General features: G+C 69.5%; 17 protein-coding genes and 1 riboswitch. Of the genes, 9 read left to right on the top strand and 8 right to left on the bottom strand.

Annotated elements, in window-relative coordinates; genetic code table 11:
• The first annotated feature begins 5 nt into the window (after window positions 1-5).
• Window positions 6-767 (top strand): YkgJ family cysteine cluster protein, encoded by a 762-nt coding sequence (locus tag ABAZ39_RS13500; RefSeq protein WP_038530107.1) that lies wholly within the window; start codon window positions 6-8, stop codon window positions 765-767.
• Between the two features lie 33 nt (window positions 768-800).
• Here the strand turns inward: ABAZ39_RS13500 and ABAZ39_RS13495 are convergent, their stop codons facing one another.
• From ABAZ39_RS13495 to murJ, 3 genes are all read right to left on the bottom strand, one after another.
• Window positions 801-1,418 (bottom strand): pyroglutamyl-peptidase I, encoded by a 618-nt coding sequence (locus ABAZ39_RS13495; protein WP_038530104.1) that lies wholly within the window; start codon window positions 1,416-1,418, stop codon window positions 801-803.
• A gap of 200 nt (window positions 1,419-1,618) precedes the next feature.
• The gene (gene trpS, locus ABAZ39_RS13490) at window positions 1,619-2,617 is read right to left on the bottom strand and encodes a tryptophan--tRNA ligase (protein ID WP_038530102.1); all 999 of its coding nucleotides are present in this window, start codon (window positions 2,615-2,617) and stop codon (window positions 1,619-1,621) included.
• A gap of 61 nt (window positions 2,618-2,678) precedes the next feature.
• A complete protein-coding gene (gene murJ, locus ABAZ39_RS13485) occupies window positions 2,679-4,253 on the bottom strand; it encodes a murein biosynthesis integral membrane protein MurJ (protein ID WP_038530099.1) in 1,575 nt (524 codons plus the stop codon).
• A 209-nt stretch (window positions 4,254-4,462) separates the two neighbouring features.
• On the opposite strand from murJ, the gene ABAZ39_RS13480 reads away from it, so the two are divergent.
• The 3 genes from ABAZ39_RS13480 to ABAZ39_RS13470 all read left to right on the top strand — a co-directional run bounded on the left by ABAZ39_RS13480 (window position 4,463) and on the right by ABAZ39_RS13470 (window position 8,945).
• The gene (locus tag ABAZ39_RS13480) at window positions 4,463-6,964 is read left to right on the top strand and encodes an ATP-binding protein (RefSeq protein WP_247881591.1); all 2,502 of its coding nucleotides are present in this window, start codon (window positions 4,463-4,465) and stop codon (window positions 6,962-6,964) included.
• A gap of 195 nt (window positions 6,965-7,159) precedes the next feature.
• Window positions 7,160-8,272 carry an ABC transporter substrate-binding protein gene (locus ABAZ39_RS13475; protein WP_038530094.1) on the top strand — a complete coding sequence of 371 codons (1,113 nt, stop codon included), beginning with the start codon at window positions 7,160-7,162 and terminating at the stop codon, window positions 8,270-8,272.
• 271 nt (window positions 8,273-8,543) lie between these two features.
• A complete protein-coding gene (locus ABAZ39_RS13470; RefSeq protein ID WP_051658024.1) occupies window positions 8,544-8,945 on the top strand; it encodes a hypothetical protein in 402 nt (133 codons plus the stop codon).
• A 111-nt stretch (window positions 8,946-9,056) separates the two neighbouring features.
• On the opposite strand, the gene ABAZ39_RS13465 is transcribed toward ABAZ39_RS13470, so the two are convergent.
• Window positions 9,057-9,989 (bottom strand): replication protein RepA, encoded by a 933-nt coding sequence (locus ABAZ39_RS13465; RefSeq protein WP_014238998.1) that lies wholly within the window; start codon window positions 9,987-9,989, stop codon window positions 9,057-9,059.
• A gap of 552 nt (window positions 9,990-10,541) precedes the next feature.
• Between ABAZ39_RS13465 and ABAZ39_RS36150 the strand changes: the two genes are divergently transcribed.
• Complete coding sequence (locus ABAZ39_RS36150; RefSeq protein WP_038530091.1) at window positions 10,542-11,120, top strand: phosphatase PAP2 family protein; 579 nt, start codon at window positions 10,542-10,544, stop codon at window positions 11,118-11,120.
• Between the two features lie 10 nt (window positions 11,121-11,130).
• On the opposite strand, the gene ABAZ39_RS13455 is transcribed toward ABAZ39_RS36150, so the two are convergent.
• Entirely contained in the window at window positions 11,131-13,932 is a 2,802-nt protein-coding gene (locus ABAZ39_RS13455) for a [protein-PII] uridylyltransferase (protein ID WP_038530088.1), read from the bottom strand.
• Between the two features lie 266 nt (window positions 13,933-14,198).
• Here ABAZ39_RS13455 and ABAZ39_RS13450 point away from each other — a divergent pair, with 266 nt between their 5' ends.
• A complete protein-coding gene (locus ABAZ39_RS13450) occupies window positions 14,199-14,519 on the top strand; it encodes a hypothetical protein (protein ID WP_051658023.1) in 321 nt (106 codons plus the stop codon).
• Window positions 14,520-14,541: 22 nt separating this feature from the next.
• Here ABAZ39_RS13450 and ABAZ39_RS13445 read toward each other — a convergent pair whose 3' ends face one another.
• On the bottom strand, window positions 14,542-15,078 hold the full coding sequence (locus tag ABAZ39_RS13445) for a hypothetical protein (protein ID WP_051658022.1): 537 nt from the start codon (window positions 15,076-15,078) through the stop codon (window positions 14,542-14,544).
• Between the two features lie 171 nt (window positions 15,079-15,249).
• Between ABAZ39_RS13445 and mutS the strand changes: the two genes are divergently transcribed.
• A complete protein-coding gene (gene mutS, locus ABAZ39_RS13440; protein ID WP_051658110.1) occupies window positions 15,250-17,931 on the top strand; it encodes a DNA mismatch repair protein MutS in 2,682 nt (893 codons plus the stop codon).
• A gap of 376 nt (window positions 17,932-18,307) precedes the next feature.
• Here mutS and ABAZ39_RS13435 read toward each other — a convergent pair whose 3' ends face one another.
• Both ABAZ39_RS13435 and ABAZ39_RS33025 read right to left on the bottom strand, forming a co-directional pair.
• A complete protein-coding gene (locus tag ABAZ39_RS13435; RefSeq protein WP_038530083.1) occupies window positions 18,308-18,505 on the bottom strand; it encodes a hypothetical protein in 198 nt (65 codons plus the stop codon).
• A gap of 77 nt (window positions 18,506-18,582) precedes the next feature.
• On the bottom strand, window positions 18,583-19,095 hold the full coding sequence (locus ABAZ39_RS33025; protein ID WP_051658021.1) for an STAS domain-containing protein: 513 nt from the start codon (window positions 19,093-19,095) through the stop codon (window positions 18,583-18,585).
• Between the two features lie 126 nt (window positions 19,096-19,221).
• Window positions 19,222-19,301, top strand: a riboswitch (SAM riboswitch).
• A gap of 76 nt (window positions 19,302-19,377) precedes the next feature.
• On the opposite strand from ABAZ39_RS33025, the gene metZ reads away from it, so the two are divergent.
• Entirely contained in the window at window positions 19,378-20,586 is a 1,209-nt protein-coding gene (metZ, locus tag ABAZ39_RS13425) for an O-succinylhomoserine sulfhydrylase (RefSeq protein WP_038530080.1), read from the top strand.
• 112 nt (window positions 20,587-20,698) lie between these two features.
• Window positions 20,699-21,214 (top strand): phasin family protein, encoded by a 516-nt coding sequence (locus ABAZ39_RS13420; protein WP_014239009.1) that lies wholly within the window; start codon window positions 20,699-20,701, stop codon window positions 21,212-21,214.
• The last annotated feature ends 83 nt before the right edge of the window (window positions 21,215-21,297 follow it).

The raw sequence follows: 21,297 nt of genomic DNA, 5'->3' as shown, positions 1-21,297 counted from the left end.
GGATCATGGAACCGCGCTTCGCCTGCACCGCCTGCGGAAAATGCTGCCACGGGCTGCTGCCGCTGACGCTCACGGATGCGGTGGCCCACGCCGTCCGCTTCCCGCTGGCGCTGGTCTGGACGGTGGTGCGGTCGAACGCGAAATCCTACGACCTCGCCACCCGGCTGGGCACCAGCGTGCGGCTGCCCAACCGCAAGACGGTGGCGGTGCTGATCCAGCCCACCGCCTATCTGCCGAACCATTTTCCCTGCCCGGCGCTCCAGCCGGACAACCTCTGCGGCATCCACGCCGACAAGCCGTCGCGCTGCCGGACCATGCCCTTCTACCCCTACCGCGAGGAAAAGGATCAGGCCGATCTGCTGGTTCCGCGCAAGGGCTGGGAGTGCGACGTCTCGGTGGAGGCGCCGGTCGTCTACCGCAACCACGCCATCCTCGACCGTGCGGACTTCGACCGCGAGCGCGCCGAGCTGCTGGAGCAGGCGCCGGTCATGCGCACCTACGCCGACTATGTGCTGAAATACATGCCGTGGATCGTCAACGATCTGGCGAAGATGGCCGCGGCCCCGGCGGGGGGAAAGCTGGTGACCAGTCTGTCCTCCTTCCTGACGGCGACCCGGCGCACCGACGCGCGGGAGCTGGCGGCGGCCCAGGCGCCGCTGATGCAGGCGATGGCCGAGCGCACCCGGAACGACCCGGCGCTGGCCGATTTCCACAAGAACTACGCGGGCTGGGCGAAAGAGATGGAGCGGCTGGCGCAGCGCCCCTGATCGCGGCCCCCTGATCGCAGCGGCGCCGCCGGGTCAGGCGGCGATCCCCAGCCCCTGGCGCAGCAGCCCGACCAGCACGCGCAGCGCCCGTTCCTGCTGGTCCAGCGTCAGGCCGGAGCGGCCCGGCTGGTCGGCGACCTGCTCCGGCAGCGGCGGCAGGTGGACGAAGCCCATGGGAACGTCGAGGTCCGCCGTCTCGATCAGGTGGCGGGCGCGGTAGAACAGGTGGTTGCAGACGAAGCCGCCGGCATGGTCGCTAAAGGTCACCGGCAGGCCGGCGATGGCCAGCTCGCGGACCAGCGTGGGGACGGGCAGGGTGGAGCCGTAGGCAGTCGGCCCGTCCGGCTCGATGGCGTCGTCGGTGCGCACCACCCCGGCGTTGTCGGCCTGCTCGCTCTCGTCGCGGTTCCAGGCCAGCCGCTCGATCTTGATGTATTCGGACCCGGCGGCCAGCCCGAAGCACAGGGCGGCGGCGGGCTGGTGCTCCTCCAGCAGTGCGGCGAAGGCCGCGCCGCAGGCGTCGTATTCGACGGGCAGGACCGCGGTGACGATCCCCGGCTCGCCGGCCAGCCGCTCCATGAGGAGCGCCGTCGGGTTGACGGCGTGATCCCCGAAGGGCTGGAACCCGGTGAGTAGGATGGGAGCCGTCACAGCGGACACCTTTCGGTCGGTGGGGCAGGGACCAAAACTATCGCGTTACAAATCCCCTCTCCCCTCTGGGGAGAGGGGTTAGGGTGAGGGGGGGCGCGTGTCGATATGTCCGGCAAAAGCGCAACCCCCTCACCGGCCCTTCGGGCCACCCTCTCCCCAGAGGGGAGAGGGCTAAGGAGGCTGAACCCGATCACTTTGGCTCAGGGACGCAGAAGGCCGATGATGTCCTTCACGCCGTTCAGGTTCGTCTCGGCGATGGCCGCCGCGCGCTCGCCGCCGCGGCGCAGCAGGCGGTCGATTTCCGCCTTGTCGTCCAGCAGCTCCTTCATGCGGGTGGTCATCGGGGCCAGCTTGGCGACCGACAGGTCGACCAGCGCCGCCTTGAAACCGGAGAACTGGGCGCCCGCAAACTGCTGCACCGTCTGCTCGCGTGTCTGGCCGGACAGGGCGGCGTAGATGGTCACGAGGTTGTCGGCCTCCGGACGCTTCTCCAGGTCGGCGACGGTGTCCGGCAGCGGCTCCGGATCGGTCTTGGCCTTGCGGATCTTCGTCGCGATGGTGTCGGCGTCGTCGGTCATGTTGATGCGCGAATATTCGGACTCGTCCGACTTGCTCATCTTCTTGGTGCCGTCGCGCAGGGACATCACACGCGTCGCCTCGCCGAGGATCTGCGGCTCGGGCAGCGGGAAGAACTCGGTGTCGTAGCGGCGGTTGAAGGCGCCGGCGATGTCGCGGGCCAGCTCCAGATGCTGCTTCTGGTCCTCGCCCACCGGGACGTGGGTGGCCTTGTAGAGCAGGATGTCGGCGGCCATCAGCACCGGGTAGGAGTAGAGGCCGAGGTTCGCCATGTCCTTCTGCTTGCCGGCCTTCTCCTTGAACTGCGTCATGCGGTTCAGCCAGCCGAGCGGCGTGTGGCAGGAGAGGATCCAGGCCAGCTCCGAATGGGCCGGGACGAAGGACTGGTTGAAGAGGATGTTCTTCTCCGGGTCGATGCCGGCGGCGATGTAGGCTGCGGTGACCTCGCGGATGTTGTTGCGCAGGACTTCCGCGTCCTGGTCGATGGTCAGCGCGTGCAGGTCGACGACGCAGAAGATGCACTCGTAGCTGTTCTGCAGCTCGACCCAGTTGCGCAGCGCCCCCAGATAGTTGCCGAGGTGAAGCTGCCGGGTCGGCTGCATGCCGGAGAAGATGCGGTTCACGGGAGGACTCTCGCTCGAAACTTCTGGAAGGCGGCTGTTATCGCGCCGGAACCGGGCGGGGTCAAGACACGGGCGGCTCCAATTCCGGAGTGTCCTTGCGCAGGAAGCCCTTCAGGTCGGCCAGATCGGTGGCCCCGGTCAGCTGCGCCAGCGTCCCGAACACCGCCACGCCGCCGCCGACCAGCAGGGCCAGCGCGCCGAAGCGGACCAGGGTGGACGCCGCCTCAAGCCCCGGCGCCAAGGCCGACGCGCCGGCCAGGAGCGCCGCCCCCATGCCCAGCGCCGCCGCGACGATGCGCGGCGCGCGGCCGAGGAAGCGCCCGTCCAGCTGCAGGAAGCCGCGGCGGTGCAGCGCGTGGGCCAGCAGGGCGAGGTTCAGCCAGGCGGTCAGCCCGGTGGCCAGCGCGATCCCGACATGCCCCAGCACCGGCATCAGCGCGATGCCCAGCGCCAGGTTGGCCACCGTCACCACCACGGCGACGCGCACCGGGGTCGCCGTGTCCTGGCGGGCGAAGAAGGCGGCGTTCAGCGCCTTGACGATCACATGGGCGGGGATGCCGATGGCGTAGGCGGCCAGCGCCCAGGCCGTCGCCTGCGCCTCCGCCGGGCCGAAGGCGCCGCGCTCGAACAGCACCGAGACGATGGGCGCCCCGGCCACGCCCAGCGCCACCGCCGCCGGCAGGCCGAGCAGCAGGCTGAACTCCAAAGCGCGGCTGAGGTAGTGGCGGACCATCCGCTCGTCCCCCGCCGCGGCGTGGCGGGCGAGCACGGGCAGCAGCGCGGTTCCGATGGCGATGCCGATCACGCCCAGCGGCATCTGGTTCAGCCGGTCGGCGTAATAGAGGAAGGACACCGCGCCCGACGGCAGCAGCGAGGCCAGGACGACGTTCAGGAACAGGTTGATCTGCATGACCCCGGCGCCGATGGCCCCGGGTCCGACCAGCCGGAACAGGCGGCGCATCCCCTCGGTCAGCCGCGGCGCGGTCAGGCGCAGCGTCACCCCCGCCGCCCGGCAGGCCCAGCCCATCCAGACGAGTTGCACGACGCCCGACAGGGTCACCGCCGCGGCCATCGCCCGCCCCGGCTCCAGCCCCAGCCGCGGCGCGGTCAGCAATGCGGCGATCAGCGTCAGGTTGAAGGCGATGGGGGCGGCGGCGAAGGGCCCGAAGCGGTCCAGCGCGTTCAGCACGCCGCCCAGCAGCGCCACCAGCGAAATCAGCGTCAGATAGGGAAAGGTCAGCCGCGCCATGTCCACGGCCAGCGCGAACTTCGCCGGCTCGTCCACGAAGCCCGGCGCCAGGACGTGCATCAGCGCGGGCATCCCCAGTATGGCCAGGGCGGTGAAGGGCAGCAGCACGGTCAGCAGGATCGCCAGCGCCTGCTCGGCGAAGGCCACCGCGGCGGCGCGGCCGTTGCGCTGAAGCTCCGCCGCGAACAGCGGGACGAAGGCGACGCTGAAGGCCCCCTCCGCGAACAGGCGGCGGAAGAAGTTGGGCAGCTTCAGCGCCACGAAGAAGGCGTCGGCCACCGGCCCGGCGCCGAGCACCGCCGCGGTCAGGATGTCGCGGGCGAAGCCGGCCAGCCGGCTCAGCATCGTCAGGCTGCCGACGGTGGCGATGGCGCGGGCGAAACTCATCCGCCGACCGTCCCGTTCGGCGCCGATCCCCGCGACAGCGATGCCAAAGAACCCGCAAAAGTTTGATTATTCTCTACTTTCTGTATCATTTGCCGCCGCTTTGTCCATTGAAGGGAGAAGTCTTCTGGCGCATAATGCTCATTAGGCAGTGTTTGAGGTCGGCAGTGCGACGATGGATCGCTTTTTCGCGGGGGATGGAGGCCCGTCTCGTGCTTCCCGCCGTTGCGGTCGCCGTCGCCATCGCGGCGCTGTGGTGGACGCTGCTGACCCGCATCGAGCGTGAGGAACGTTTCCTCGACCAGACGACCCGCCAGCATACGGCGGCGATGGCGCAGCTGGTCGAGGAACAGGCCATCGCCACCTTCCGCCGGCTGGACGATCTTCTGGTCGACGTCGCCTCCCATGTCGAAAAGGACATTCCGCTCCTGATTCCCACCCGGCGGTCGTTCGCGGAAGGCTTGGCCGCCTCCATCCGGATTTACGATGCGAACAGCTGGCTGTCCATGGGCTTGGGGCGGACCACCACCCGCAACCCCGTGCTGGAGTGGGAGGAGTTCGCCCGGCATAAGTCGAACGCCCACCGGAAGGGGAACCAGAAGGGCTTCGTCATCGGCCTGCCCTTCGTCAGTCCGGGCACGACAGACGTGTTCATTCCGGTGTCGCGTCGGCTGGAGGGGTCGGACGGGACGTTCCGCGGCGTGGCCGTGATCGACGTACCGGCTGAGATCTTCTCCCGTTTCTATGGCCGTCTGGACCTGCCGCACGACAGCGCGGTCGCCATCGCCCGCGCGGACGGCCCCTTGCTGGCCCGTCAAGCCCTTCAAGATCAGGTGTTCGGCCGCAGCTTCCGCAATCCGGAACTCTGGCCGGAGGCGGGGAGCGGAACGGTCCGGCACCACCGCATCGTCAGTCCGGTGGACGGGGTGGAGCGCATCTACGCCTTGCGCGCTTCCGCCGACTACCCGCTCATGACGGTGGTCGGGGAGTCGGTGGAGACGGTGTTCGGCGCGTGGCGGCAGAACCGCTTCTATTCCATCGTCTGGGCCGCCGCCACCACCGCGGTGATCCTGCTGTTCACCACCGCCTTCCTCGTGGAGCTTCAGCGGCGGCGCCACGGCGACCGGGCGCTGCGCATCCGCAACCGGGCGATGGAATGGAGCGGCGACGGCATCCTGATCGCCGACGCCACCCGGCCGGGCGTGCCGGTGGTCTACACAAACCCCGCCTTTTCCCGGCTGATGGGGATCGGCCCCGGCGCCGCCGACGGGCGTGCCGCGCGAGAGGTGCTGGCCGGGCTGATGGGGGACGAGGCGGGGCTGGGCCCGCTGTGCGACGGTGCCGGGGACGCCGGGGACATGAGCGCGGAGTTCCTGCGTCCCGGTTTCAGTTCGGGCGGCGCTGCGGGTCCCGGTGCGTCGGAGGTCTGGCTGGAGCTGCGCGCCTCGCCGGTGCGCGGCGCCGGGGGGAGGCTGGTCAGCGTGATCGCCACCGTCCGCGACATCACCGAGCACAAGACCGCCCAGGCCGCGCTGGCCGAGGCGCGGCGGGAGGCCGACCGTGCCAACATCGGCAAGTCGAAGTTCCTGGCGGCGGCCAGCCACGACCTGCGCCAGCCCGTGCAGTCGCTGATGCTGCTGATGGAGGCGCTGTCCACCCGTGCCACCGACCCCGCCATGCGCAAGATCCTCACCACCATGGACCGCGCGCTGGGCGCCCTGAAGATGCTTCTCGACGGGCTGCTCGACGTGTCGCGGCTGGAGGCCGGGGCGGTCGAGCCGAAGCGCGTGGTCTTCCCGGTGACCGAGCTGCTGGACCGCATCGCCGCCAACAGCCGCCCGGTGGCGGTGCGCAAGGGGCTGCTGCTGCACATCATGCCCTGCGGCGCCTATGTGGACAGCGACCCGATGCTGCTCGGCCGCATCCTGCAGAACTTCGTGGAGAACGCGCTGCGCTACACCAACCGCGGGCGCATCCTGGTCGGCTGTCGGCGGCGCGGCGCGGTGCTGCGGATCGAGGTGTGGGACACCGGCATCGGCATCCCGACCGACCGGCAGGAGGACATCTTCCAGGAGTTCGTGCAGGTCGGGAACGCCAGCCGCGACCGCGACCAGGGGCTGGGGCTCGGCCTCGCCGTGGTGCGCCGGCTGGCCGGCATGCTGGACCACCCGGTCAGCCTGCGCTCCGAACCGGGGCGTGGGTCGGTGTTCCGGGTGGAGGTGCCGCTCGCCGATCCCCCCGCCCCGGCCGAGACGCTGCCGGAGGACTTCCCTGTGACCGCCCGCATGCGGGCCGGCGCCCGCGTGCTGGTCGTCGAGGACGACCCCATCGTGCGCGAGGGGCTGTGCGCGATGATCCGGCAATGGGGGCACGAGGCGTTTCCCGCCGCCAGCTTCGGCGAGGCGGTGGAGGCGCTGCGCCGCCACCCCGATCCCGACGTGATCGTCGCCGATTACCGGCTGGGCGAGGGGCACACCGGCACCGAAACCATCCGCGAGGTGCGGCGGCGGTCGAAGCGCCCGATCCCCGGCATCCTGGTGACCGGCGACACCGCCCCGGAGCGTCTGGCCGAGGCCGAGGCCGGCAAGTTCAGCATCCTGCACAAGCCCGTCCTGGCCGACGACCTGCGCCGGGCCATCGCCCTCGCCCTGGCCCCGGCCGCGCTGGCCCCACCGGCGCCGTCCGGCGCAGCGCCGCGCGAATTGGTCGACTGAGTTGGTCGACCGAACCGGCCCTTCGCCATCCTGAAAACCGTGTCATGCGCCGGGCGTGCGGCTGCCTGTGCCTGTTTGCCCATTGCGCTGGACTCGTCCCTTTGCTTGTTTGCCTGTTTCGGAGGCGGCGTCCGCGGTCTCCGACCCGAAAGCGTTCGATAAAAAGAACCTGTTCCCGGAGAGAGGAATCCACCCATGATCCGTGCGAAGCTGGCTGTGACCGCCGCCGTCGTCACCCTGGGGGCCGGCCTGTGGGCCGGGGCCGCCCAGGCCGACATCACCATCGCGCTGGCCGGTCCGATGACCGGCGCCGCCGCCGCCTATGGCGAGCAGACCCGCGCCGGCGTCGAGGCCGCCGTGGCCGACATCAACGCCAAGGGCGGGCTGCTCGGCCAGAAGCTGGTCCTGACCATCGCCGACGACGCCTGCGACGCCAAGCAGGCGGTGGCCGCCGCCAACAAGCTGGTGAGCCAGAACGTCGCCGCGGTGATCGGCCATGTCTGCTCCGGCGCCTCCATCGCCGCTTCCAACGTCTACGGCGAGGAGGGGATCGTGATGATCTCCCCCACCGCGACCAGCCCGCAGCTCACCGACCGCGGCCTGAAGAACGTCTTCCGCGTCTGCGGCCGCGACGACCAGCAGGGCGAGGTGGCGGCCAAGCTGATCGCCGACCGCTACAAGGGCAAGAAGGTCGCCATCGTCCACGACAAGCAGGCCTACGGCCAGGGCCTCGCCGACGACGTGAAGCGCCGCCTGAACGCCGCCGGCATCACCGAGGCCGCCTTCACCAGCATCACCGCCGGCGAGAAGGACTATTCCGCGCTCATCACCCGCCTGAAGTCGGACGGCGTGGACGTGCTCTACTACGGTGGTTACGACCAGGAGCTGGGCCTGATCGCCCGCCAGGCGGCCGACCAGCAGTTCCGCCCGCAGATCATCGGCGCCGACGGCATCCAGCCTCAGTCCTACTGGAACATCGCCGGCGACACGGCGGAAGGCACGCTGTTCACCTTCTCGCCCGACCCGCAGCGCAACCCCGCCGCCAAGCCGGTGGTGGAGGCCCTGCAGGCCAAGAACATCCGCACCGACGGCTTCACGCTGTTCGCCTACGCCGCGGTGCAGACCTACGCCGAGGCCGTGCAGAAGGCCAACAGCGCCAAGCCCGACGCCGTGGCGAAGGCGCTGCGCGCCGGCCCGTCCTTCGACACGGTGGTCGGGTCGCTGTCCTTCGACGACAAGGGCGACCTGAAGCAGCCGGGCTACGTGTTCTGGGCCTGGAAGAACGGCGAGAAGGTCCAGGTGGACTGAGGCCATCCGGCCGATTCGGAAAGGGCCGATTCGGAAAGGAAGGAAGGCGGGGCCGCCGTGCCCCGCCTTTTTTCTGCCCACCTGATTCCCGGCCCGCCCGATTCTTCAAAGGGTCGGCGATTGCCAAGGACCGGCACGAACCTTTTTCCCCGCCGCCGTGTTTGCGCAGAGGTAACCACACACCGCTACCACACACCGCTACCACACACCGCTACCAGACACCGCCACCAGACACCGCCACCAGACACCGCCATTGAGCAGGGAGGCCGCGATGCATCGCCACGCCGGACGCCGTTCGCGCAATCGCAGGACCGCCGGGATCATCCTGTGCGCCGGCCTTCTCGGCCTCGGCGCCTGCGCCGGTCTCGCTCCGCCGCGCACCGCGGAGCCCGCCCCCGGAGCGGTGGAGGCGTTGAACGGCTTGGTGCAGAGAACCTGCAATCGTCAGGTCGCGTCCGTCCTGGCGGGTGAGGGGATTCCGGTGGAGCAGTTCCGGGCCGCGGTCTATAGCGAATTGCGCACCGGACCGGGTGGGCGGGTGTCGCAATACGAAATCTGGCTGTACGCGAAGGACAAACCCGGCGTGCTCATCGTCAATACGGACGAGACATGCCGTCCGATGCAGATCTACACGCGGGAAGGCGGCAGTCTGCAAGCCTTCAAGGCGAGGTAGGCGAAGCTCCGCTCGTCCGCGTTGGGAGGATGCCGCTCCATCCTCTGGCAATCGCCGACTCCGATTCCGGGGCCGGGCGGGTTGGCAATCGCCGACTGACCCGCCACCAACTCACCCGCGCGCGGCGGGCAGGATCTTGCGCTCCGGAATCGGCGGGGGCGACGGGTAAAGCAGGACGCCGGTGTCGGAGAACTCCACCCGCGCCGCCTCGTAAACGGCCAGCGCCAAGTCCAGCGCGACGCGGAACTCCGGCTTGAAGTGCTTCAGCTCCTTGTAGCCGCCGCCGAATTGGGTGAAGAGCGCCTTCCAGGTCACCGGAATCGGGTCGCGCAGCACGTGCAGCCGGTAGGCCAGCCAGACATAGACGTCGATCGCCATCGAGCAGCCGCCGATGTGGCGGATCGCCGGCTCCCAGATCGGGACGGGGGAGCGCTTCAGCGCGGCGAAGAAGGTTTCCGACAGCTGCACCGTCTCGCGCCACAGCGTGCCCTGGCCGTCGTCGTCGCGCAGGCGGATGCCGCCGTTGACGATGTTCTCCTTGGCGAAGCCCTCGGCCCCGTCCTTGTCCCAGAAGAAGGTCAGGCGGCACAGGTTGATGCGGGTCGCCTGCTCCTGCACCGCCTTGTAGGTGGAACCGCCGGCCGACACGCCCATGCGGTCGAGCCAGTCGTTCATCGAGCGGCCAAGCTCGATCTCGCGGCTGTTGTCCTGGATGGCGCGGGTCTGGAGATAGAGGAGGATCAGCCGCGCCTTGGCGCCGTAGGGCACGCCGACCGGCATCAGGCTGCCGTCGCGCTTGCGCTCCTTGCCCGGCTCGACCAGCAGGGTGACGCGGCCCTGGTCGCGGCGCCATTCGGCGTCCGGCGCCAGCTTCCGGTGGGGCAGGCTGGTCAGGCAAAAGCCGGAGTAGGTGATGCCCAGCGCGTTGGACTCGTCCTCCAGCACCGCCGCCGCGACATCGACGACGCTGGCCCGCTTCGGATCCACGAGGTTCCGCGCCTCGCGCCGGCCATGCGTCATGATGAGTTGGTGCACGTCGCCCATAGGTCCCCCCGTCCATTCTGCCTGCAGTCGATCATGCACCGCCGGGAGAGTCCATTTGGCGATCGCCGACGAGGCTAATTGAGACCTAATTGCTGGAGTCTATTTGCTAGGTCGGCGATTGCCTGGGGACGACTCGGGGGTGCGTCGGCGATTGCCAGAAGACTCGTCGGCGTTCGCCAAGGGGCCATGTGGGAATCATCGGAGACTCGGCCCAGACTTAAGGCGACTCGGGCATTGGTCGGCGATTGCCAAGGCGGGGCGGGACGGACGAGTCGCGACTCGGGAATTCATGGGGTGGTCTTGGCGATGTCTGGCCGGGACCGCTGGATGGTCGGCGATTGCCAAGGCGCCACGGCGGGCCGGTTTGGCAATCGCCGACTCCTCCCTCTCCCGCCCCGGGAGAGGGACGTTGGAACGGTCGGCGATTGCCAAGGCGACTCCCCTCATGCCGGGCACTCCTGCCTTGCGGGACCATGCGGGCACGAAACGCCAGCGCGGCTGTTTACGCTTGGCCTCCGCGGTGATGGGGGCGTGCTTTGGGAGATCCGCGAGATGAGCGACGAGGATTTCACGGACCGCGTTCTGGACGGCGTGAACGGGCTGGACGGAACCGCCCGCCGCAAGGCCGTCGCCCTGGGCGCGGAGGTGCCGGCCCTGCGCGACGGGCTTCAGGTGCCCAGCTCCCGCATGGTGCTGATGCCGGCCCTGGGCGCTCTGTGGGCCGCCGGGCTGGGCATGGAGAAGCCGGGCTGGTCACGCCTCGCCCGGCAGGGGCTGCTCGCCATCGCGCTGGGGACGGTGGCCGGCAAGGGGATCAAGCGCGTCGTCTGCCGCGCCCGCCCGAACGAGGGCCGCGACCCCAGCCGCTGGGGCAAGGCGGACGGCAAGCACGCCTCCTTCCCCTCCGGCCACGCCATCAACGTGTCGGCGCTGACCACGGCGGTCGGGCTGAACCGCGGCCTCTCTCCGGCCACCATAGTCAGCCTGGGTTTTGCCGCGGCGGTGGGCTGGTCGAGCCTCGCCACCGAGCGGCACTGGGCGTCCGACTACGCCGCCGGCATGGCGACCGGCGTTCTGGCCGGTCTGGCCGCCAAGGCGCTGGACGGCTGGGCCGAGGATCGCCTGTCCTAAGAGGTGGGCTTCACCCCGCCGGATCGGCGAGCGCGTGCAGCAGCCGCTCGCGGATCTGGGCCAGCTTGCTTTCGTGGGTGACTTTCAGGCCGAAGACGTCCTTCACATAGAAGACGTCGATGGCCTTTTCCCCATAGGTCGAGATCTTCGCCGAGGAGATCTGCAGGGTCAGGTTGGTCAGCGCGCGGGTCAGGTCGTAGAGCAGGCCGGGGCGGTCGCGCCCGTTGACCTCGATCACCGTGTGGGTGGTGGAGGCGTTGTTGTCGATCAGCACGCGCGGCGGCACGTGGAAGACGCGGGTGCGGCTGGCGTGCGGGGCCTTGCGCTTGGCCAAGTCGTGCAGCGGCTTCAACTGGCCGGACAGCACCTTCTCGATCATCACCGACAGCTTGGCGAGCTTGTCGCCGCTCTCGAAGGCGCCGCCGCCCGCCGCGTCCTGCACGGTGAAGACGTCCAGCGCCATGCCGTTGGTCATGGTGAAGATGCGGGCGTCCACGATGTCCGCCCCCGCCGCCGCCAGCGCCCCGGCGAGGCGGGAGAACAGGCCGTGGTGGTCGGTGGCGAAGATCGTCACCTCGGTGATCGCCCGGCTGCGGTCGATGCGCGTGTTGACGGTCAGCGGCCGTTCGTCGCGCAGCGCCTCGCGGACCAGCCGCGCCTGCCGGCCCAGCGTCTCCGCGTCGAAGGCCAGCCAGTAGGCGGGGTAGCCGAGCGCGAGATGTTGCTCGAAATCGGCGTCGTCGAAGTCGGACAGCTCGGCGCGCAGCGCCGCCTGGGCGGCCTGGATGCGGCGCCCGCGCCCTTCGACCGACAGGCCGCCGGACATCACCTCTTCCGACCGGTTGTACAGCTCGCGCAGCAGCGTGGCCTTCCAATTGTTCCAGCGCTGCGGCCCGACCGCCCGGATGTCCGCCACCGTCAGCACCAGCAGCAGGCGCAGCCGCTCCGGCGACTGGACGAGCGAGACGAAGTCGCGCACCGTCTTGTCGTCCTCCAGATCGCGCTTGAAGGCGGTGTAGGACATGGCGAGGTGCCAGCGCACCAGCCAGGCGACCGTCTCCGTCTCCTCCGCCGTCAGGCCGAGCCGCGGGCACAGCTTCTCCGCCACCCGCGCGCCGAGGATGGAATGGTCGCCGCCGCGGCCCTTGGCGATGTCGTGCAGCAGCACCGCGACGTAGAGCGCGCGCCGCGACACCACCTTGTGGATCACCTCCGACGACAGCGGCAGCTCGTCGGTCAGCTCGCCCATCTCGATCTTGTGCAGGATGCCGAGAGCGAACAGCGTGTGCTCGTCCACGGTGTAGACGTGGTACATGTCGTACTGCATCTGCGCGACCACCCGGCCGAAGTCGGGGATGAAGCGGGCCAGCACCCCGGCCTCGTTCATGCGGCGCAGCGTGATCTCCGGGTCCTTGCGGCCGGTCAGGATCTCCAGGAACAGCCGGTTGGCCTCCGCGTCCGCGCGCAGTTTAGGCCCCACCACCGACAGCGAGCGCGTGATGGCGCGCAGCGCGTTGGGGTGGATGTCGATGTCGTTCTGCTGGGCGGTGTGGAACAGCCGGATCATGTCCAGCGGCTCGTCCTTGAACTGGCGGTCGCTGCGGACGTTCAGCCGCTCGCCGTCCACCACGAAGCCGTCCACGTCCTTGCGGCGGGCCAGGGCTGCCAGCCGCAGGATGTTGAACTTGGGCGGGCGCTTCGATTCCGCCTCCAGCGCCGCACAGAAGATGCGGGTCAGGTCGCCCACGTCCTTGGCGACCAGGAAGTAATGCTTCATGAAGCGTTCCACGCCCTTGGTCCCGGCGTGGTCGGTGTAGCCCATGCGGGTGCCGATCGACGTCTGCACGTCGAAGGTCATCCGGTCCTCCATGCGCCCGGTCAGGTAGTGCAGGTGGCAGCGCGCGGTCCACAGGAAATTCTGCGCCTTGGCGAAGCGCTGCGCCTCCTCCGGCAGAAGCACCTTCTTGCCGACCAGATCGTCGACGTCCTCGACCCGGTACAGGTACTTGGCGATCCAGAACAGGGTCTGCAGGTCGCGCAGGCCCCCCTTGCCGTCCTTCAGGTTGGGTTCCAGCACGTAGCGGCTGTCGCCCAGCTTCAGGTGGCGGTTGTCGCGCTCGGCCAGCTTGGCCTCGACGAATTCCGGCCCGGTGCCGGCCACCACCTCGCGGTCGAAGCGGCGGCGCAGTTCGGTGAACAGCTTGCGCGGACCCCAGAGATAGCGGGACTCCAGGATGGCGGTGCGGATGGTCACGTCGGCCTTGGACTGGCGGATGCAGTCGTCGACGCTGCGCACCGCGTGGCCGACCTTCAGCCCGAGGTCCCACAGGATGTAGAGCATGTACTCGACCACCTGCTCCACCCGCGGGGTGCGCTTGTAGGGCAGCAGGAACAGCAGGTCGATGTCGGAGAAGGGCGCCAGCTCGCCCCGGCCGTAGCCACCGGTGGCGACGATGTCGAACACCTCGCCGGAGGTCGGGTTGGGCGAGGGGAAGATGTGGGTGACCGTCAGGTCGGCCAGCGAACGCACCACCCCGTCGGCGAGGTAGCAGTTCTGCCGCACGCAGTCCTCGCCCGACCCCTTCGCCTCGAAGCGGGCGCGCACCTCCGCCCGTCCGTCGTTCAGCGCGCCGCGCAGCCGGGCGATCAGCGCGGGGCGCAGCTTGTCGCCGGTGCCATGCTCCGCCACCAGCTTCTCCAGGTCCTCCGCCAGCTTGCGCCGGGACAGGATCGCGCGCTTGTTGGGGATGTTGGCGGTGCCGGCGTCCTTGGCGTCGGACGCGTCGGCGGAGGCGGCGCGGGTGGAGAGCATCGACAAAACGTGAGCCTTCCCAGGGATGCGAGGGGTGCGACGAACCGTGCGGCGTCCCGACTATAACGGGAAAGAGGATAATTCGCACGCGGCACACCAAAAGAGGCTGCCGTCTGTTTCCTGCATGATCCCATTCGGAGCGCCGCGGGGACGGCAGTGCGGGGACGGCTGTGCTGAGACGGCCGTGCTGTGATGGCCGTCACTGACGCGCTCCATTCCAAAGAGGTAAGGAGTCGTCCGTGAGACACGCGCGAGGGAGGCCATTGATGATCCCGAACCCCGGAACGGCACGGCGGGAGCTGGCGAACCTCGGGAACGCCCTGACCCTGGCGGAGCGCGGTCTGCCGCGTCATACCCCGGCCGAGCTGATGGCTTGGCTGGTGCACGCCCTGGCGCTGTGCCCCGGCTCCATCGGCGACGCGCTGCTGTTCGAGATTTGCGGCACCGCCACCGACGCCAAGGCCTCCGACGCCGTCAAGGTCGCCCAGATCCGCAAGGGCTGGGCCGCGGTGGTGCGGGCGCAGTTCCGCCTGCGCGGGCTGACCGTGGTCGGCGGCGGAGGCGACTGGCGCGCCTGCGCCGCCTGACGGCCGGCGTTTCCTTCTCCGCCTACTCCTCGCGCACCGACAGGTGGATGTTGGCGCCGCCATTGCCTTCGAGAATCTCGGCAGCCTCGACCTCGTCCTCCACCTCGGCGGTGCGCACCCACAGGATGACGCCGCCGGCCTCCAGCGCGCGGCTGAACTCGTCGGTGTCGGGGTGGCTGGTCAGCTCGTCCAGGTAATCCTTGATGGCGACGCCGCCCAGGCCGGCGGCGACGATGGCCGCCAGCGGCGCGGCGATCGGTCCGCCGACGATGGCGAGAAGCCCGGCGGTGGTCAGCGGGAAGGCGTATTTCAGCTCGCCCACCAAGCCGGTCAGGGCCTCGTCCGACGGGGCCGGCGGGCGCTGGTCGGCGGCCTCCAGCGAGGTGTGGCTGGCCAGAACCGACAGGTCGTCGCGGTCGAAGCCGGCGTCCAGAAGGGCGGCCACGGCCTTGTCGAACGCCTCGCGGGTCTTGAACAGGGCGACGACCTCGCGCACCTCCCGGACGGTGTCCTGGCCGTCCGTGGTCCGGCCATCAGTGTTGTCGGGCGCTTGCGTCACGGCGGTCTCCTTCAGCTTCGGCTTGCTCGTTCTGCTTGCTCGCTCTACGGGCATCGAACAGTCTAACGAAGCGGTCATCGCGGCACCAGCGCGGGCGTGCTAGGGTGCCGGCCCGACCTTGCCCGACACAACGCAACCGGTTGAAGACCCGTGTCCGACGCGCCCGCCACCATGTCGCCCATCACCATTCCCCCCGACGCCACTCCGATGATGGCGCAGTATCTGGAGATCAAGCAGGCCCATCCCGACTGCCTGCTGTTCTACCGGATGGGCGATTTCTACGAGATGTTCTTCGAGGACGCGGTGAACGCCGCCCGGACGCTGGACATCGCGCTGACCAAGCGCGGCCAGCATCTGGGCGAGGACATCCCGATGTGCGGCGTCCCGGTCCACAGCCATGAATCCTACCTGCAGCGCCTGATCCGCCAGGGCTTCCGCGTCGCCATCTGCGAGCAGATGGAGGACCCGGCGGAGGCCAAGAAGCGCGGCTCCAAGTCGGTGGTGAAGCGCGGCGTCATCCGCATCGTCACCCCCGGCACGCTGACCGAGGACAGCCTGCTCGACTCCCGCGCCTCCAACTGGCTGGCCGCGGTGGCGGAAGCGGCGGGCGGGCTCGGGCTGGCCTGGCTGGAGCTGTCCACCGGCGAACTGGTGGTGCAGCCGGTGGAACGCGCCGGGCTGGGCGCGGCGCTCGGCCGCCTCGACCCGCAGGAGGTTCTGGTCTCCGAGAAGCTGTGCCAGAGCCCCGACCTCTACGAGCTGTGGGGCGAGTGGAAGTCCCGCCTGACCGTGCAGCCGACCCCGCGCTTCGACAGCGAGAACGGGCGGCAGCGGCTGCTCACCCTCTACGGCGTCGGCACGCTGGACGCCTACGGCCAGTTCTCCCGCGCCGAGGTGGCGGCGGCCGGCGCTCTGGTCGCCTATGTGGAACTGACGCAGAAGGGCCGCGTGCCGCGCCTGTCGCCGCCGCGCCGGCTCGGCCCCGGCGCCGTCATGGAGATCGACGCGGCGACCCGCCGCAACCTGGAGCTGACTCGCACCCTGACCGGCGACCGGCGCGGCAGCCTGCTCGCCACCATCGACCGCACGGTCACCGGGGCGGGCGCGCGTCTGCTCGCCGCCCAGCTCTCGGCGCCGCTGACCAACCCCGCGGCCATCGCCAAACGGCTGGACATGGTCGAGTTCGCTCTGAACGAGGAGCGGCTGCGCGGCGACCTGCGCGAAGCGCTGCGCCGCTGCCCGGACCTGGAGCGCGCCCTGTCCCGCCTGACGCTGGGGCGCGGCGGTCCACGCGACCTCGCGGCGGTGCGCGACGGTCTGGCCCAGGCCTCGGCCATCCGCCTGCTGCTCAACGGCCATCCCGGCGGCCCGCTGCCCGACGGGCTGGGCGCCGTGGCCAAGGGGCTGGGCGAGCACAGCGAGCTGGTCAATCAGTTGACCCAGGCGCTGGCGCCGGAGCTGCCGCTGCTCGCCCGCGACGGCGGCTTCATCGCGCGCGACTATTCCTACGCGCTGGACGAGCTGGTGACCCTGCGCGACGAGAGCCGACGGCTGATCGCCGGGCTTCAGGTCAAATACGCCGGCATCGCCGGGGTGCCGGCGCTGAAGATCAAGCACAACAACGTGCTGGGTTATCACATCGAGGTGACGGCGACCCACGCGGACAAGCTGATGTCCGAGAAGGGGCGTGAGGTTTTCATGCACCGCCAGACCATGGCGAACGCCGTGCGCTTCGGCACGGTCGAGCTGTCGGACCTGGAGCGCCGCATCTCCGAGGCCGCCGACAAGGCGCTGGCCGTGGAGCTGGAGCTGTTCAACGACCTCGTGGAGGAGGTGACCAGCCGCGCCGAGGCCATCGCCCAGGCCGCCCACGCGCTGGCCGCGCTGGACGTCGCCGCCTCGCTGGCCGAGCTGGCGGCGGAGCGGCGCTACCGCCGGCCGATGGTGGACGGCAGCCTCGCCTTCTCGATCAAGGGCGGGCGGCACCCGGTGGTGGAGGCGGTGCTGGACGCCGGCAACGCTGGGCCCTTCGTCGCCAACGACTGCGACCTCGCCCCGGACAACCGGCTGTGGCTGCTGACCGGTCCGAACATGGCCGGTAAATCGACCTTCCTGCGCCAGAACGCGCTGATCGCCGTGCTGGCCCAGATGGGCGGTTTCGTGCCGGCGGAGAGCGCCCACATCGGGGTGGTGGACCGGCTCTACAGCCGCGTGGGTGCTGCCGACGATCTGGCGCGCGGCCGCTCCACCTTCATGGTGGAGATGGTGGAGACGGCGGCCATCCTGAACCAGTCCGGCGAGCGCGCGCTGGTCATTCTGGACGAGATCGGGCGCGGCACGGCGACCTTCGACGGCCTGTCGATCGCCTGGGCCTGCGTGGAGCATCTGCACGACGTCAACCGCTGCCGCGCGCTGTTCGCCACCCACTACCACGAGCTGACCATGCTGGCCGGCAAGCTGCCGGGCCTGTCCTGCCACACCATGCGCATCAAGGAATGGCAGGGCGACGTCGTCTTCCTGCACGAGGTGACGGCGGGGGCGGCGGACCGCAGCTACGGCATCCATGTGGCGAAGCTGGCCGGCCTGCCCGGCGCCGTGGTGGGCCGCGCCGAGGAGGTGCTGACCATCCTGGAATCGGGCGACCAGAACGCCGCCATCCACCGTCTGGCCGAGGATCTGCCGCTGTTCAGCGCCGCCCTGAAGCGTCCGCCGTCGGCCCCCGCGGTGTCGGCGCCCGCCGCCCCGCCGGAACCGTCGCGGGTGGAGGAGGCGCTGAAGTCCATCGACCCGGACAGCATGACGCCGCGTCAAGCGCTCGACGAGTTGTATCGTCTGCGGGGATTGCTCTCCTAAACGGGAATATTTGCGAAGAGATGCACGCCATTGTATGAAAACCCGCCGCCGCAGCGTCCCGTGCCATGGGCAAGGGGCGTTGTCATCCAAGCGGCGGAAAGGGGGTGTGTTTATTGACCCCTGGTAAGGTGCTGGTGATCTGCACGGTCATTCAGACGGTCGTCGCGATCCTCGCGCTGCTCGTCGCCGTGCTGTAACCCAGACGACGGAGGGGCGGCGTAGCAGCGCCGCCCCTCTTTTCGTGTGCACGCTGTTCCGGCCATTGGCCTTTCCGAGCGCGCGGTACCGGAGGTGTCGTCTATTGACCACTGGTACGGGAAATATAGCGCTGAACCACAGCCGCCGCAATCCCATCCCCAGGGTCATCCCATGGGCGCTACGCCCGTTCCACGGCGTCCTCGTCCATCGGGGCGCCGCGGTCGCGGATGGGGGTGACATGACGTTGGGCAGCGGGGCGTTGCGCGTGGCGCAGCTTCTCCTCCACCGCCTCGTTTACGAACTGGTCGAGCGAGCGGCCCTCCCGCTCGGCGGCCTTGGACGCTTCTGATTCCAGCGACTTGTGCAGATGAACCATTCGGTGCCTCCCCCAACGCGGAACGGACTCTGTCCGATGCTTCAGATGGGAAGCCCGCGCCCGCGCTGCGAGCCGCCTTACCCGGAAGCGCCGTCCCGGTCGGAAGCGTCCGGCGGGGCGCTCGCGGGCGGCAGGACCGGCTTGGCGTGCAGCGCGCGGGCGGCGACGGCCATGGGGTCCTCGCCCGGCGCGCAGGGATGGGTGGCGGCCAGCAGGGCCTCGGGCACGCTGGCGGCGATATAATCGGTCACCGTCTCGTGCACCGGGATGATCATGGCGATGCGGGTCAGGTCGACCACCTTGCGCACCTGCCCGGAGGCGCAGAGCAGAGACAGGGCCTTGCCCGCCGACAGGGCCTCCCCGTTCATCACCAGCAGCAGGCCGACGCCCGTGCTGTCGATGAACTCAAGCCCGGTCAGATCGAGGAGGTGGCGGCGCTCCGGCCCGCCCGTCACGTCGGCGATGGCCTGCCGCACCGGGCCGGCGTCCTGGCTGGTGAAGCGCCCGGTGAACACCAGACGGGTGAAGTGCCGCTCCTGCTCCTTGCGATACTGCACGGTCCGCACCCCTTCCTGACGTCCGGCGGCCATGATCCGGTCCGGGCCTTCCCTGGGCAAGCGGTCGGCGGCTTGCGGTCCTGCGCGATGTTGACGCAGGGTGCCCCCTTTTTGTCACGGCCCCTTGTCCCTTGACGCCGCGCCGCGGCGGTCCTACAAGCGGGGGTACGTGGTGATTTGGTCGACCGGCTTGCGGGCCACGTAAAACAACCCGCTAAAAAGGTCCGAGCCGCGTCCGCGCCTCGACCCGATCGGTCGGGGCGTTTTTTGTTGTGCCGGTCTGCCCCGCCGGCGGACACAGGAGACAAAGCGGCCATGGCGCGCACCGATCATCGCAATCCCAACGTCGCGGGGCTTCGCCCGCGTTCCCGTCTGGTCCATGGCGGCGTCCGCCGCTCGTCCTTCGACGAGACGTGCGAGGCGCTCTACCAGACCTCCGGCTTCGTCTACGGCTCGGCGGAGGAGGCGGAGAGCGCCTTCATCAACGACGGCTCCCGCCACGTCTATTCGCGCTTCCGCAACCCGACCACGGCGATGTTCGAGGACCGGCTGTGCGAGTATGAGGGAGCGGCCTGGGCCTACGCCACGACCAGCGGCATGGCCGCGGTGCACGGCGCCCTGTGGTCGAACCTGCGCACCGGCGACCGCATCGTGGCGCCCCGCTCGCTGTTCATCTCCTGCTACTGGGTGATCAAGGAGCTGTCGGCCCGCTTCGGGGTCGAGGCGGTCTTCGTCGACGGCACCGACCTGTCCCAGTGGGAAGAGGCGCTGGCCAAGCCGACCAAGGTCGTCTTCCTGGAGACGCCCAGCAACCCGGGGCTGGAGGTCGTCGACCTGCGCGCGGTCAGTGCTCTCGCCCATAAGGCCGGGGCCAAGGTGGTGGTCGACAACGCCTTCGCCACGCCGGTGCTGCAGCGCCCGTTCGAGATGGGGGCCGACGTCGTCATCTATTCGGCGACCAAGCACATCGACGGCCAGGGCCGCTGTCTGGGCGGCATCATCCTGACCAACGACAAGCAGTACGGGTCGGACGTGATCCATCCCTATTTGCGCCACACCGGCCCGACCATTTCGCCCTTCAACGCCTGGCTGCTGCTGAAGGGGCTGGAGACGCTGGAGCTGCGCGTGTCGGCGCAGAGCGCGGCGGCCCTGACGGTGGCGGAGTTCCTGGAAGGCCACGCGAAGGTGGAGCGGGTGCTCTATCCGGGTCTGGCCAGCCACCCGCAGCACGACCTCGTCCGCAGCCAGATGACCGGCGGCGGCACCATGCTGTCGATCTTCCTGAAGGGCGGCAAGGAGGAGGCCTTCCGCGCCCTGAACGACCTGCGGATGGTGATGATCTCCAACAACCTGGGCGATTCCAAGAGCCTGATCACCCACCCCGACACCACCACCCACTCCAAGCTGACGGTCGAGGAGAAGGCGGCGGCGAACATCCGTCCGAACCTGCTCCGCCTGTCCGTCGGGCTGGAGGACGCCCAGGACATCGTTGAAGATCTCGACCGCGCGCTCGCTTCCCTGTAAAGACTGGACCCGGAACCAAATGCTGCAGTGCAGCGTTGGCGTCCGGGTCACGGTTTTTTTCGGCCCGGCCGGGGCCTTTGCTCCGGTCGGGTCCTTTGGTGAGGTGGAGCGAATGGCGAGACGCAAGGCCGGCAACGGCGAACCGACGCAGCGCTTTCTGACGGTGGCGGGCGATCTGACCCGGACCGGCGTCAAGACGGGCGAGATGGGGGTGGCGGCGGCCCAGACGATCGGCTACCGAACCGCGATGATGGCGGCGGCGATGAATAACCCCATCGACCTCGCCAACCCGGAGTTCGTCCGGATGGGCTCCGAGAAGGTGGAGGCGATGGTGGAGGCCACCCACGCCGTCGCCAAGGGCATCGGAGAAATGCAGCAGGCCTGGATGACCCTGATGCAGGGCCAGCTTCAGGCGGCCATGGTGATGGTGACCGGCCTCGGCCAGTGCCGCAACCCCGTCGACCTGATGGAACTGCAACGCCGCACCGTCACCGAGACGGTCGAGGCCGGCATCCACGCCGCGCTCTACATGGTCGAGTCGGCCACGGCCCTGACCCAGGCCGGCATGACTCCCGCCTACCGCACCGTCCGCGCCAACGCCCGCCGTCTGGCGAAGCAGCACGGTTAAGTTCGCGGTTCACCGCGACGGCCCAAGACACAATCTCTTTCGTGCATTGCGCCGCCGCGGTCGAACACTCTTTTCAGCGCCTT

This window comes from Azospirillum argentinense, assembly GCF_000632475.1.
Taxonomy (GTDB): domain Bacteria; phylum Pseudomonadota; class Alphaproteobacteria; order Azospirillales; family Azospirillaceae; genus Azospirillum; species Azospirillum baldaniorum.
This window is presented reverse-complemented; position numbering and strand designations above follow the sequence as displayed.